Origin of the sequence: Mesorhizobium sp. B2-1-3A, assembly GCF_006442655.1 — a bacterium.
Taxonomy (GTDB): domain Bacteria; phylum Pseudomonadota; class Alphaproteobacteria; order Rhizobiales; family Rhizobiaceae; genus Mesorhizobium.
Genome location: NZ_VFWK01000009.1, coordinates 162,497 through 176,002 on the forward strand (window position 1 = coordinate 162,497; position 13,506 = coordinate 176,002).

Sequence of the window (13,506 nt, forward strand, 5' to 3'; positions counted from 1 at the left end):
ATATAGCGCCAAATGGACACGGAATGACCGGAAGAATGGCAGGCACCGCCCCCTTCGCCAAGATGAACGGCATCGGCAACGAAATCATCGTTGCCGATATGCGCGGCCGTGCCGACCGGGTGACGGCGGCGGCCGCCCTTGCGCTGAACGCCGATGCCGCGACCCGTTTCGACCAGATCATGGCGATCCATGACGCCAAGACACCGGGCACGGCCTACTATGTCGACATCCTGAATTCGGATGGCACCGGTGCGCAGGCCTGCGGCAACGGCATGCGCTGCGTCGTCCAGGCGCTTGCCGCCGAGACTGGCCAAAAAACCTTCACCTTCGAGACCCGCGCCGGCATCCTCAACGCCAGGGAGCATGCCGACGGCACGATCTCGGTCGACATGGGCATGCCGCGTTTCGGCTGGCAGGAGATTCCGCTTGCCGAGGAATTCCGCGACACCCGCATGATCGAATTGCAGATCGGCCCGATCGACGCGCCTGTGCTGCATTCGCCTTCCGCCGTCTCGATGGGCAACCCGCATGCCATCTTCTGGGTCGACCGCGACGTCTGGTCCTATGAGCTCGACCGCTTCGGCCCGCTGCTCGAAAACCACCCGATCTTCCCCGAGCGCGCCAACATCACCATCGCCCAGGTCACGTCTCCCGAGAGCATGATCATCCGCACCTGGGAGCGCGGCGCCGGCTTGACCAAGGCCTGCGGCTCGGCGGCCTGCGCCGCCGTGGTGGCAGCGGCGCGCACCAAACGGACCGGGCGCAGCGTCAGCCTGTTGACCCCCGGTGGCGGCACGCTGCATGTCGAATGGCGCGACGACGACCACGTCATCCTGACGGGTACGGCCGAATGGGAATTTTCCGGCAGCTTCGACCCTTCGACCGGCACATGGGCCCGTGACACCGAAAGCGCGGCCTGATGTCGGTTGCTCTGTCCAGGAGCCATGATGTCGACGGCTCCCTTTCCGAGGCCCCCAGCCGCATTGATGTGGTGACCTTCGGCTGCCGGCTGAACACCTATGAATCAGAAGTGATGCGGCGCGAGGCCGAGAGCGCCGGTCTCGGCGCGCTGGATGGCGGCGCCGTCATCTTCAACACCTGCGCCGTCACCGGCGAGGCGGTGCGCCAGGCCAGGCAGGCGATCCGCAAGGCGCGCCGCGACAACCCTGGGGCGCGCATCATCGTCACCGGCTGCGCCGCGCAGACCGAGCCGGAAAAATTCGCCGCCATGGACGAGGTCGATCTCGTGCTTGGCAATGAAGAGAAGCTCAAGGCGCATTCCTATCGCGCACTGCCGGATTTCGGCGTCAACGACACCGAGAAGGCCCGCGTCAACGACATATTCTCCGTGCGCGAGACCGCCGGCCATATGGTCGATGCCATCGAGGGCCGCGCCCGTGCCTTCGTCCAGGTGCAGAATGGCTGCGACCACCGCTGCACCTTCTGCATCATTCCTTACGGCCGCGGCAATTCGCGCTCGGTGCCGATGGGCGCCGTGGTCGAACAGGTCAAGCGGCTGGCCGGCAACGGCTATGCCGAGATCGTGCTGACCGGTGTCGACATGACCAGCTTCGGCGCCGACCTGCCGGGCTCGCCCAGGCTTGGCAGACTGGTGAAGACCATTCTCAGGCAGGTGCCCGACGTGAAGCGCCTGCGGCTATCCTCGATCGATTCGATCGAGGCCGATGACGAATTGCTCGAAGCCATCGCCACCGAACCCAGGCTGATGCCGCATCTGCATCTGTCGCTGCAGTCCGGCGACGACATGATCCTGAAGCGCATGAAGCGCAGGCATCTGCGCGACCAATCGATCCGTTTCTGCGAGGATGTGCGCAAATTGCGCCCTGCGATCGTCTTCGGCGCCGACATTATCGCCGGCTTTCCGACCGAGACCGACGCCATGTTCGAGAACTCGATAAAAATCGTCGAGGAATGCGGCCTGACCCACCTTCACGTCTTCCCGTTCAGCCCGCGCGAAGGCACGCCCGCCGCGCGCATGCCGCAGCTGCGCCGCGAGATGGTCAAGCAGCGCGCCGCCCGGCTGCGCGCCGCCGGCGAAGCCGCGTATCGGCGCCATCTGTCCTCGCTGCCCGGAACCCGGCAATCGATCCTGATCGAGCGTGACGGCCTTGGCCGCACCGAAGGATTTACCCTTGCCGCGCTCGGCACCGGCGCGCCGGGCGAGATCGTCGAAGCGACAATTACTGGCCACGATGGTATCCGGCTGATCGCAGCCCCGCTTGCCGCACGCGCCGCCTGAGAAACGCAAAGCATGGCTGGTTTTTTCAAGAAGATATTTTCGTTCGGCAAGAAAGAGGTTGTCGAGGAGCGGATCGACGAGACCGCCCCGCTGCCGCCGATCAAATGGGACCAGCTCGATGCGCTGAAGCCTGCGGCCGAACAGGTCGTTCCGGAGTTCTTGAAGCGCGACGCGCCAGAACCAGCGCCCCACCCTCCCCTCGATGGGGAGGGTCGCCACGAAGTGGCGGAGAGGGGTGATGGTGCCGACGCCAGCGCCAGTCACCCCCACCCCCAAGCTTCGCTTGGGACCTCCCCCATCGAGGGGGAGGTAAAGGGCGCACCGGCCGAGCCAGATGCAGCTCCGTCACTAGAACCGGCGCCTGTCGAGGAGCCTAAACCCGAGCCCGCTCCAACCATACCCCCGGCGCCGGAACCGACCGTTCCAGCCGAGCCGGAACCTCTGCCGCAGCCCGCGCCGCAGGAGGAACCGACCCCCGCGCCAGAGCCTCCAGAGCCGCCGACGCCCGAGGAAATTCCGCTTCCCCCGGAAACTCCGGAGCCCACGCCTGAACCGCAGCCGCAAGAAGTCCCTGCCCCGGCGCCAGCCGAGCCGGAGATTGCGCCGCCGCGCCCGGAAAGGCAGCCCGAACCGGCGCCAATCGAAGTGCCGGCGACGCCTGCCGAGGCTCCGGTCGAGATACCAGCACCGGTCGAAGTGCCGCCGGCGGCGGCTCCTTCCGCACAGCCGACTTCAGAGGCTGGCGCCGCCCCTCAAGCGCCTTTGCCTCCTCTTGCGGACATCAAGGAAGTAGCGCCGCTCGCCGAAGCCGCGCCGACGCCTCACCCTCCCCTCGATGGGGAGGGTCGACGCGAAGCGGCGGGGTGGGGTGACAGCGCCGACGCCAGTCACCCCCACCCCCAAGCTGCGCTCGGGACCTCCCCCATCGAGGGGGAGGTAAAGCGCACGCCGGTCGAAGCTGCACCCGCGCCGGTCGAGGCGCAGCCCGTCATTGCCGAGATCGCGCCCGAGCCGCAGCCCGTCCCACAGCCAGCGCCGGAGCCGAAACCCGCCCCCGGCAAGGTGACCGTCGCCAAGAAGGTCGAGCAGAAGGCCGAGCCGCAAAAAGCGCCGGAGCCGGCGCCGAGGCGCTCCTGGTTCCAGCGCATGCGGGACGGGCTGGCCCGTTCGTCGCGCGAACTCACCGGCAACATCGCCGGCGTCTTCACCAAACGGAAGCTCGATGAGGAGACGCTGCAGGACCTGGAGGATGTGCTGATCCGCGCCGACCTCGGCATGGAGACAGCACTTCGTATCACCGACGCGCTGGCCGCCAGCCGCTATGGCAAGGATGTCTCCGACACGGACGTGCGCACCGTCATGGCCGCCGAGGTGGAGAAGGTGCTGACCCCTGTCGCCCGGCCACTGGAGCTCGACCTCTCGCACAAGCCGCATGTCATCCTGGTGGTCGGCGTCAACGGCACCGGCAAGACAACCACCATAGGCAAGCTCGCGGCAAAACTGACCGATGGCGGCCTGTCGGTGATGCTGGCGGCCGGCGATACGTTCCGCGCGGCCGCCATCGAGCAGCTGAAGATCTGGGGCGAGCGCACGAAATCGCCTGTCATCGCCTCCAAGCTCGGCGCCGATGCGGCGGGCCTCGCCTATGACGCCTTCGAGAAGGCCAAGGAGGCCGGCTCCGACGTGCTGATCATCGACACCGCCGGCCGGCTGCAGAACAAGACCGAACTGATGGCGGAGCTGGAAAAGATCGTGCGCGTGCTGGGCAAGCTCGATCCGGAAGCGCCGCACACCGTGCTGCAGACGGTCGACGCCACCACCGGCCAGAACGCGCTCAACCAGGTCGAGATCTTCCGCAACATCGCCGGCGTCAACGGCCTGGTGATGACCAAGCTGGACGGCACGGCGCGCGGCGGTATTCTGGTGGCGATCGCGGCAAAGCACAAATTGCCTGTCTATTTCATCGGCGTCGGCGAACAGGTCGACGACCTCGAGCCTTTCTCGGCAAGCGAATTCGCCAGGGCGATCGCTGGAGTGGCGTAACGGCATGATCCCTGTGAACGGGATCGTGCGTAAGAAGGAAGATCATGAACCCACCTATTCTCGAACGCGATCCGTCCGACCCGCAGAAAGAGAAGAAGGAAGGCGTCAATCCCCTGCTCAAGCTGGTGCTGGAGCTTGGGCCGCTGCTGGTCTTCTTCTTCGCCAATGCGCGCGGCGAATGGCTGGTGCAGAAATTCCCTGTCCTGGGCGAATTCGGTGGCCCGATCTTCGTCGCCACCGGCCTGTTCATGGCCGCCACGGCCATCGCGCTGATCGCCTCCTGGCTGCTGACCCGCACCTTGCCGATCATGCCGATGGTTTCGGGCGTCGTCGTCTTCATCTTCGGCGCGCTGACGCTCTATCTGCAGGACGACATCTTCATTAAGATGAAGCCGACCATCGTCAACACACTGTTCGGCGGCGTGCTGCTCGGCGGCCTGTTCTTCGGCAGGTCGCTGCTCGGCTATGTCTTCGATTCAGCCTTCAAGCTGGATGCCGAAGGCTGGAAAAAACTCACCTTCCGCTGGGGCCTGTTCTTCCTGTTCCTGGCCGTCGTCAACGAAGTAGTGTGGCGCAATTTTTCCACCGATGCCTGGGTTACCTTCAAGGTCTGGGGCATCATGCCGATCACGCTTTTGTTCACCTTCAGCCAGATGCCGCTGATCCTGCGCCATTCGCTGGACGACAAGGCGAGCGGGGAAGAGAAGGCAGGCAAGTAGAGCAATTCCAGGAAAAGTGTGAAGCGGTTTTCCCGGGAAAACCGCATCGCGGTTTCCCTAGGGAATTGCGTCAAACTAAAAAAGAGGGGGGAGAGCCATGGAATTCGTCACCACACGCGAGGAATTGCGGACGATCTACAAGACGCCGCGCCCGACTGACGGCTCGATCCGCAAGGAGCTGAAGGCGCTCGACGGCCATTGCCGTTCCTTCATCGGCAAGAGCCCCTTCGTGCTGATCGGCTCGTCCGACGGCGCCGGCAATGCCGACGTGACGCCGAAGGGCGATAAGCCAGGCTTCGCCGCCATTCTCGACGACCGCACCATCGCCATTCCCGACCGGCCAGGCAACAATCGGCTGGATACGCTGGAGAACATCCTGCGCAATCCCTCGGTCGGACTGCTCTTCCTCATCCCCGGCATGAACGAGACGCTGCGCGTCAACGGCGATGCCCGCATCACCGTCGATGCCAATCTGCGCGAGCGCCTGGCCGTCGACGGCAAGGAGCCGCAAAGTGTCATCGTCGTCGCCGTCAAGGCCACCTACATGCATTGCGCCAAGGCTTTCATGCGCTCCGATCTGTGGAAGCCGGAGAGCTGGTACGACCGTGCCACGCTGCCGACACTCGGTCAGATCCTGCGCGACCAGCTGGCGCTCGCCGATTCGGCCGAGGCGACCGACCGCTGGCTCGACGACGATTACAAGCAGACCATGTGGTAGGCTTTTCGGACACGATTCGTCCGAACTGGCCTCGCCGACTGTGCTGAACATCATTGCCATCTCCGGCAGCCTGCGGGCGGCCTCCACCAATTCGGCCTTGCTCGCGGCATTGGCGCGCAACGCGCCGGCCGGCTGCCGTGTCACCGTCCATGACGGGCTCGGCCGCCTGCCGATCTTCAATCCGGACGACGAGGGCGAGCGCACGCCGCGCGAAGCCTCCAGGTTGATCGACGCCGTCACCGGCGCCGACGGCCTCATCGTCTCCTGTCCCGAATATGCCCATGGTGTGCCGGGCGGGCTGAAGAACGCGCTCGACTGGCTGGTCTCGCGCGACGCCGCCGTCGCCAAACCGGCCATGCTGGCCCACGCCTCGCCCCGCTCGCTGTTCGCCCGGGCGGCGCTGGCCGAGATCATGCGCACCATGTCGTTCGCGATGTATGATGGTGGGTTGGAGATCGCCCTGCTCGGCAAGAAGCCAGCGGAGATGGAGGCCATTTTGGCTGAGCCGGAAAAGGTGCTGGCAATGCGCAATGCGGTGCAGGGTTTCGCGGATTTCATCCGCTCGCATTGAGCGGCGCAGCCTTTCCCTTCTCCCAGAAGGGGAGAAGGGAAGAGCTACCCCTTCCGCAGCGTCTCCACATCAGTCTTGCCGACGTACCAGTCGCGGGCGTTGACCTCCTCGAAAACCACCCAGACATCGTCATTGCCGAGCCCGGTGGCATCCATGATGGCCGCCGTGACTTTCTTGGCGATATCAGCCTTCTTGCCTGCCGGATCGGCGGCGATCACTTCCTTGACGATGCGGATGTTGACGAATGGCATGACGCTCTCCCCTTGGGTTTCTCTGGTTCCCGGCAAGAAGCTGCTTTGAAAGCCTCTCCGACGGACTGAATGGTGGCCGCTTCGGCAACTTCGGCAACTTCGGCGCGGCGGGCGCCACTTTTATGCGCAGGAGCGCCATCAAAACCCGCCAAAGAAGAGTGTCCAGCAGCCTCAATAGGTCTTGGCCCCGTTCACCATCAGCCGCACCGAATAGAGCGAGGTGGTGCCCGCGATGTAGAGGCAGTTCAGCTTGGCGCCGCCGAACACGCAATTGGCGGTCACCTCGGGCACCTTGACCTTGCCGATCAGCGTCCCGTCCGGATCGTAGCAATGGATGCCGTCAAAGGCGCTGGTCCAGATGCGTCCGTCGGCGTCGAGCCGAAAGCCGTCGAACAGGCCGGCCGTGCAGTCGGCGAAGACCTTGCCCCCCGAAACCTTCTTGCCATGCTTGCCGACATTGAACACCCGCATATGCGCCGGGTTCTCGGCGCCATGCGTGCGACCGGTGTCGACGACATAGAGCAGGCTCTCGTCGAGCGAGAAGGCAAGCCCGTTGGGCCTGACCATGTCGGTGATGACGGCCTCGACCTCCCCGCTATCGGGATCGACCCGGTAGACGTGGCAGGCGCCGATCTCGCTCTCGGCCTTGTCGCCCTCATAGTCGGTGTCGATGCCGTAGCTCGGATCGGTGAACCAGATCGAGCCGTCGGATTTCACCACCGCATCGTTGGGCGAATTCAGCCGCTTGCCCTTCCATTTGGCGGCGATGGTGGTGACCGAGCCGTCATGCTCGGTGCGGCTGACGCGGCGGCCCGAATGCTCGCAAGTGACCAGCCGGCCCTGCCGGTCGACGGTGTTGCCATTGGAATTGCCCGAGGGCTGGCGGAAGACGCTGACGCTGCCGTCCGTCTCGTCGAAGCGCAGCATGCGGTTGTTCGGAATGTCGGACCAGACGACATAGCGGCCGGCTGCGAACCAGGCCGGCCCCTCCGCCCAGCGGCATCCGGTGAACAGCTTCTCCACCTGCGCGCTGCCATTGAACAGGCGCGCGAAGCGCGGATCGAGAACTTCATAATAGTCTGCGGCCGCCATGCATTTCCTCCCGGCATCACGTGACGGCAGATCAAGCCAGCCTGCGATCGATCTGGCAAGACGGCGCCTTCGCAATTTGTATGACAAAACGGAGAAGAAGCTGCCATGCGGCTCGGCCGGCCCACGACCGTGCGGCCGCGACGCACCTTAGGACTCGATTAACCGGCTATGCGCTGCGTGCAATGGTGCATTGCAACATCTTCTTTTTGCAATGCACCATTCCTATGTCATGCTCCGTATCGATCAAGGGAGGAACAACCGGCCGCGACAAACGCGGCACGAAAGGAACCCTTGCTATGTTCAACGATCTCATGAACCGCGCTCGCAGCAGCATCGCCAAGCGCAAGCACTACAACCGCCTCGTCGCCGAAATCGACAGCTTCTCGAGCCGCGATCTGGCCGACATGCGCGCCGATCGCTCGGAAATGCTCTACCAGATCCACAAGCAGATCTACGGCTGATCTCCCTCGCGCGTTCGTCATCCTCGGGCTTGACCCGAGGATCCATGCCGCGACGCCAGCGAGGAACGCAGCGGCTCGGAACAGCGGTTCTATCCGCGGCGAAGAGTCCCCAATCCTGGTTCGCTTTGCCTGTCACCAACGTCCCGGCATGGATTCTAGGGTCTGCGCCGCGTCGCTTCGCTCCTTGCTTCGCCCTAGAATGACGAAAGAAGGGGGTGCGCTTAACCCGGCGCTGCCAGCGCCTTCTCGATCTGAGGCAACAGCAGATCCCGGGCCGACTCCGCCGTCAGCGGGCCGACATGCTTGTAGGCGATCTTGCCGTCCTTGCCGATGACGAAGGTTTCCGGCACGCCATAGACGCCCCAGTCGATCGCCGCGCGGCCGGCTTCGTCGACGCCGATCGCCTGGAACGGATTGCCGAGGTCGCCGAGGAACCGGCGGGCGTTTTCCGGCTGGTCCTTGTAGTTCAGCGCCGCCATCACGAATCGCTTGTCCTGCGACAGCGCCAGAAGCACCGGGTGCTCTTCCCGGCACGGCGCGCACCATGACGCAAACACGTTGACCAGCGTCACCTTGCCGGCGAACGCTTTCGAATCCAGCCCCGGCAGGTTCGAGCCCTCCAGCGCCGGCAGGTTTGTCGGCGGCGCCGGCAGGCCGATGAGCGCCGACGGCACTTCCGAGACATCGCGTCCGGAAAGCAGCTGCGACAGGAACAGGCCGGCAAGGCCGAGGAAGACCAGCAGCGGCAACAGCACGAACAGGCGTCGACCGCGCGTCGGCGTTTCGGTTTCGCTGCTCATGGCGTGGCCACCTTGTCGGAACGGCGCCGCACGCCGGCTGCTTCGAGTTCGGCGAGTTCGCGCTTGCGGGCCCGCTGGTCGAGCAGGATCCAGACGATCAGCCCGGCCAGCACAATGGCGGTGATGCCATAGGCCGCGGTGACGTAGAGCGCGTGTGCACTCATGCGCCTCGCTCCCCTCCCGCTATCATTTCACCGTACCCGATCATGACCTTCCCTTAGCTTCGCGCCATCGGCTTCGCAATCGGACGCCGCGTCGCGGCCTTCGAGCCTTCGGCGACATCAATCCGTTCCATGCCGCAAGGCCAGCGCCGCCGAGACCGGCCCCAGCACGGCAAGAAACAAGGTCAGCGCGGCAAGAATGAGGAAGGGCTGCAGGAACGGATCGGGATTTGCCGTCGCGCCATAGCTCGCCGAAACGCCGAAGATCAGCACCGGTATGGTCAGGGGGAGCACCAGCACGGAGATCAGAAGTCCACCGCGCGGCAGCGCCACCGCGACGGCCGCACCTGCCGCGCCGATGAAGGTGATGGCCGGCGTGCCGACCAGAAGCGTGAGCGCCGTGGCGCTGATGGCGAGCGGCTCCATGTTCATGAACAGGCCGAGCAGGGGCGCGGCGATGACCAGCGGCAGCACGCTGCCCGCCCAATGCGCGAGGCACTTCACCAGCACGGTCAGCGCCAGCATGTGCCGGTCGTTGCCGAGCACCAGGAGATCGAGCGAGCCGTCCTCGCGGTCGGCCTGGAACAGCCGGTCGAGCCCGAGCAGGCAGGCGAGCAGAGCCCCGATCCACAGGATCGCCGGACCGATGCGGGCAAGCAGCTTCAGGTCCGGCCCGACACCGAAGGGGATGGTGGCGATGACGGCGAGGAAGAAGATGACGCCGGTCAGCGCACCGCCGCCGGCGCGGATGTTGAGGCGGATATCGCGCAGGAAGAGGGCTAGCACTTCACCCTCCCCCTCGTGGGGAGGGTGAATGCCCCATCGCCAATTCCTTCGCTCCCTCGATCCCCAGCGGCAGATGCGTCGCCGCGACGATCATCCCACCAGACCGGCAATGCCTCGTCATCAGCCCCGCGAATCGCTCCTCCGAGGCCTTGTCCAGCCCCGCCGTCGGCTCATCGAGCAGCCACAATGGCCGGTGACTGACCAGGAGTTTCGCGATCGCCGCGCGGCGCCTTTGCCCGGTCGACAGATAGCCGAACGGCAGATGCCCGATGCCACCAAGCCCGACCGTTTCCAGCGCCTCTTCGACCCCGACATCTCCATCGCCGTTGAAGTCGCGCCAGAAGCGCAAATTTTCCGTGACGCTCAGCGCGGTCTTCATCGCATTCTGGTGACCGAGATAGTGACAGGCCGAGGCAATCGAGGGAAAGTCATCGCCGCCGTCTTCTATCAGCAGTCGACCTTCCGCCTTCGGCAGCAGCCCGGCGATGATCCTGAGCAAGGTTGATTTGCCTGATCCATTCGGTCCGGTGACGACCAGCGCCTGGCCATCCCCGAGGTCGAAGCCAATGCCGGAAAACACCGCCTCGCCGCCGCGTTCGCCGCCCAGATTTTCGGCGATAAGCCGCATTCCCCGCCCGCCCTGAAAACAATGTTTCGCGAGCGCTGCCGCATCGCACAAATTTGCTCTCCAACTGTCTAGAACTATTCCAGAAAATTCTCTATATGCGGTGCATCCGTGCCAGCGGTCGGCGCGGGAACAGAATTTGCGCCGAACCAGCGCACGCGCCGCCTTGAACGGCTCGGGTTGCTTGGGAGCGGACAGCGGAAATGGCCGTACCCGCACCTTTGCGCGTGATTGCATGCCATCGGCGTCCGTTCCCTTTCAGGCTGAACAGACAAGGACGGATCGCACGTGTCAAAATCCCTCGATAGCTTCAATTGCCGCCGCACACTGACCGCGGGCGGTACCGAATATGTCTATTTCGACCTCGTCGAGGCCGAGAAGAACGGCCTCACCGGCATCGCCCAGCTGCCCTATTCGATGAAGGTGCTGCTGGAAAACCTGCTGCGCAATGAGGACGGCCGCTCCGTCACCAAGGAATCGATCCAGGCGGTCGCCGGCTGGCTGACCGACAAGGGCACCGCCGGCGTCGAGATCGCCTATCGCCCGGCCCGCGTGCTGATGCAGGATTTCACCGGCGTTCCGGCCGTGGTCGACCTTGCCGCGATGCGTGACGCCATGGCTTCGCTCGGCGGCGATCCGCAGAAGATCAACCCGCTGGTGCCGGTCGACCTCGTCATCGACCACTCCGTCATCGTCGACGAGTTCGGCACGCCGATGGCCTTCGCCCGCAACGTCGAGCTCGAATACGAGCGCAACGAGGAACGCTACAAGTTCCTGAAATGGGGCCAACAGGCATTCCGCAACTTCCGCGTCGTGCCGCCCGGCACCGGCATCTGCCACCAGGTCAACCTCGAATATCTCGGCCAGGTCGTGTGGACCAACACCGAGGATGGCGAAACCACGGCCTATCCCGACACCTGCGTGGGCACTGATTCGCACACCACCATGATCAACGGCCTTGGCGTGCTCGGCTGGGGCGTCGGCGGCATCGAGGCCGAGGCGGCCATGCTCGGCCAGCCCGTCTCCATGCTTCTGCCCGAGGTGATCGGCTTCCGCCTCACCGGCAAGCTGAAGGAAGGTGTCACCGCCACCGACCTGGTGCTGACCGTCACCCAGATGCTGCGCAAGAAGGGCGTCGTCGGCAAGTTCGTCGAATTCTTCGGCCCGGGCCTCTCCAACATGACGCTGGCCGACCGCGCCACCATCGGCAACATGGCGCCCGAATATGGCGCCACCTGCGGCTTCTTCCCGGTCGATTCGGAGACCATCCGCTACCTGACGATGTCGGGCCGCGAGGAAAGCCGCATCGCGCTGGTCGAAGCCTATTCCAAGGCGCAAGGCATGTGGCGCGAGGCGGGCTCGGCCGACCCGGTCTTCACCGACCTGCTCGAACTCGAGCTGAGCAGCGTCGTGCCATCAATGGCCGGCCCCAAGCGTCCCGAGGGCCGTGTCGCGCTGGAAGGCATTCCGGACGGCTTCGCCAAGGCGATGGAGACCGAATACAAGAAAGCGGCGGAGATCTCCAAGCGCTACGCCGTCGAAGGCACCGACCATGACCTCGGCCATGGCGACGTCGTCATTGCAGCCATCACGTCGTGCACCAACACCTCGAATCCGAGCGTTCTGATCGGCGCGGGCTTGCTCGCCCGCAACGCCAACCGGCTCGGCCTCAAGCAGAAGCCCTGGGTGAAGACCTCGCTCGCCCCCGGCAGCCAGGTGGTCGCCGAATATCTGGAGAAATCCGGCCTGCAGAAGGAACTCGACCAGATCGGCTTCAACCTGGTCGGCTTCGGCTGCACCACCTGCATCGGCAATTCCGGCCCGCTGCCGGCGCCGATCTCCAAGACCATCAACGATAAGGGTTTGATTGCCGCCGCGGTGCTCTCAGGCAACCGCAACTTCGAAGGCCGCGTCTCGCCCGACGTCCAGGCAAACTACCTCGCCTCGCCCCCGCTGGTCGTGGCGCACGCGCTGGCTGGAACCGTGACAAAGGACCTCACCACCGAGCCGCTCGGCGAGGACAAGAACGGCAATCCGGTCTACCTCAAGGACATCTGGCCAAGCTCGGCAGAGATCCAGGAGTTCATCGAGAAGAACGTCACCCGCGAGCTGTTTGCCCGCAAATATGCCGACGTCTTCAAGGGCGACGAGTACTGGCAGAACGTCAAGGCGCCGGAAGGCCAGACCTATGCCTGGGACGACAACTCGACCTATGTGCAGAACCCGCCCTATTTCGCCGGCATGACCGCCGGTTTCGGCAAGATCGGCGACATCAAGGGCGCCCGCGTGCTCGGCCTGTTCGGCGACAAGATCACCACCGACCACATCTCGCCGGCGGGTTCGATCAAGGCCGCCTCGCCGGCCGGCAAGTACCTCACCGACCATGGCGTCGGCGTCGCCGACTTCAACCAGTACGGCACGCGGCGCGGCAATCATGAGGTGATGATGCGCGGCACCTTCGCCAACATCCGCATCCGCAACCACATGCTGGGCGAGAACGGACGCGAGGGCGGCTACACCATCCACTACCCGTCGAAGGAAGAGGAATCGATCTACGACGCAGCGATGGAATACAAGAAGGAAGGCGTGCCGCTGGTCATCTTCGCCGGTGTCGAATACGGCAACGGCTCGTCGCGCGACTGGGCGGCCAAGGGCACCAACCTGCTCGGTGTCCGCGCCGTCATCGCCCAGTCCTTCGAGCGTATCCACCGCTCGAACCTCGTCGGCATGGGCGTCATCCCCTTTGTCTTCGAGGAAGGCACCTCGTGGGCCTCGCTCAACCTCAAGGGTGACGAACTGGTCGAGATCGACGGCCTGAGCGCCATCAAGCCGCGCCAGACGATGACCGCCAAGATCACCTATGGCGACGGCTCGGTGAAGAACGTGCCGATCATCTGCCGCATCGATACGCTGGATGAACTCGACTACTTCAAGAACGGCGGCATTTTGCAGTACGTGCTGCGCGACTTGGCGGCATAATCGGAAGGGAATAGGGCAGTAAGGGAGTAGGGAGGCAAGA

14 protein-coding genes are annotated in these 13,506 nt (G+C 64.6%); 8 read left to right on the forward strand and 6 right to left on the reverse strand.

The window, feature by feature from the left end; all coding sequences use genetic code 11:
• Positions 1-35 precede the first annotated feature (35 nt).
• From dapF to FJ977_RS31660, 6 genes are all read left to right on the forward strand, one after another.
• Complete coding sequence (gene dapF / locus FJ977_RS31635; RefSeq protein WP_140776440.1) at positions 36-920, forward strand: diaminopimelate epimerase; 885 nt, start codon at positions 36-38, stop codon at positions 918-920.
• Positions 920-2,260 carry a tRNA (N(6)-L-threonylcarbamoyladenosine(37)-C(2))-methylthiotransferase MtaB gene (gene mtaB, locus FJ977_RS31640; RefSeq protein ID WP_140776096.1) on the forward strand — a complete coding sequence of 447 codons (1,341 nt, stop codon included), beginning with the start codon at positions 920-922 and terminating at the stop codon, positions 2,258-2,260. Before dapF ends, mtaB begins: the two co-directional genes overlap by 1 nt.
• A 12-nt stretch (positions 2,261-2,272) precedes the next feature.
• The gene (ftsY, locus tag FJ977_RS31645; protein WP_140776097.1) at positions 2,273-4,303 is read left to right on the forward strand and encodes a signal recognition particle-docking protein FtsY; all 2,031 of its coding nucleotides are present in this window, start codon (positions 2,273-2,275) and stop codon (positions 4,301-4,303) included.
• Positions 4,304-4,347: 44 nt separating this feature from the next.
• Positions 4,348-5,022: a septation protein A gene (locus tag FJ977_RS31650; RefSeq protein WP_140776098.1), complete on the forward strand. Its 675-nt coding sequence runs from the start codon at positions 4,348-4,350 to the stop codon at positions 5,020-5,022.
• 97 nt (positions 5,023-5,119) lie between these two features.
• Positions 5,120-5,740 carry a pyridoxamine 5'-phosphate oxidase family protein gene (locus FJ977_RS31655; RefSeq protein ID WP_140776099.1) on the forward strand — a complete coding sequence of 207 codons (621 nt, stop codon included), beginning with the start codon at positions 5,120-5,122 and terminating at the stop codon, positions 5,738-5,740.
• Positions 5,741-5,780: 40 nt separating this feature from the next.
• The gene (locus tag FJ977_RS31660) at positions 5,781-6,311 is read left to right on the forward strand and encodes an NADPH-dependent FMN reductase (protein WP_140776100.1); all 531 of its coding nucleotides are present in this window, start codon (positions 5,781-5,783) and stop codon (positions 6,309-6,311) included.
• Between the two features lie 44 nt (positions 6,312-6,355).
• Here FJ977_RS31660 and FJ977_RS31665 read toward each other — a convergent pair whose 3' ends face one another.
• Entirely contained in the window at positions 6,356-6,562 is a 207-nt protein-coding gene (locus tag FJ977_RS31665) for a 4-oxalocrotonate tautomerase family protein (protein ID WP_013892236.1), read from the reverse strand.
• 171 nt (positions 6,563-6,733) lie between these two features.
• Positions 6,734-7,654 (reverse strand): SMP-30/gluconolactonase/LRE family protein, encoded by a 921-nt coding sequence (locus FJ977_RS31670; protein WP_140776101.1) that lies wholly within the window; start codon positions 7,652-7,654, stop codon positions 6,734-6,736.
• 296 nt (positions 7,655-7,950) lie between these two features.
• Here FJ977_RS31670 and FJ977_RS31675 point away from each other — a divergent pair, with 296 nt between their 5' ends.
• Positions 7,951-8,115, forward strand: coding sequence for a hypothetical protein (locus tag FJ977_RS31675; RefSeq protein WP_140776102.1), 165 nt, complete (start codon positions 7,951-7,953; stop codon positions 8,113-8,115).
• A gap of 221 nt (positions 8,116-8,336) precedes the next feature.
• Here FJ977_RS31675 and FJ977_RS31680 read toward each other — a convergent pair whose 3' ends face one another.
• The 4 genes from FJ977_RS31680 to ccmA all read right to left on the reverse strand — a co-directional run bounded on the left by FJ977_RS31680 (position 8,337) and on the right by ccmA (position 10,490).
• Entirely contained in the window at positions 8,337-8,915 is a 579-nt protein-coding gene (locus FJ977_RS31680) for a DsbE family thiol:disulfide interchange protein (protein ID WP_140776103.1), read from the reverse strand.
• Positions 8,912-9,079: a heme exporter protein CcmD gene (gene ccmD, locus FJ977_RS31685; RefSeq protein ID WP_140776104.1), complete on the reverse strand. Its 168-nt coding sequence runs from the start codon at positions 9,077-9,079 to the stop codon at positions 8,912-8,914. Before ccmD ends, FJ977_RS31680 begins: the two co-directional genes overlap by 4 nt.
• A gap of 117 nt (positions 9,080-9,196) precedes the next feature.
• Positions 9,197-9,862, reverse strand: coding sequence for a heme exporter protein CcmB (gene ccmB / locus FJ977_RS31690; protein WP_140776105.1), 666 nt, complete (start codon positions 9,860-9,862; stop codon positions 9,197-9,199).
• Between the two features lies 1 nt (position 9,863).
• Entirely contained in the window at positions 9,864-10,490 is a 627-nt protein-coding gene (gene ccmA / locus FJ977_RS31695) for a heme ABC exporter ATP-binding protein CcmA (RefSeq protein ID WP_140776106.1), read from the reverse strand.
• A 285-nt stretch (positions 10,491-10,775) separates the two neighbouring features.
• Between ccmA and acnA the strand changes: the two genes are divergently transcribed.
• On the forward strand, positions 10,776-13,466 hold the full coding sequence (gene acnA, locus FJ977_RS31700) for an aconitate hydratase AcnA (protein WP_140776107.1): 2,691 nt from the start codon (positions 10,776-10,778) through the stop codon (positions 13,464-13,466).
• Positions 13,467-13,506 lie beyond the last annotated feature (40 nt).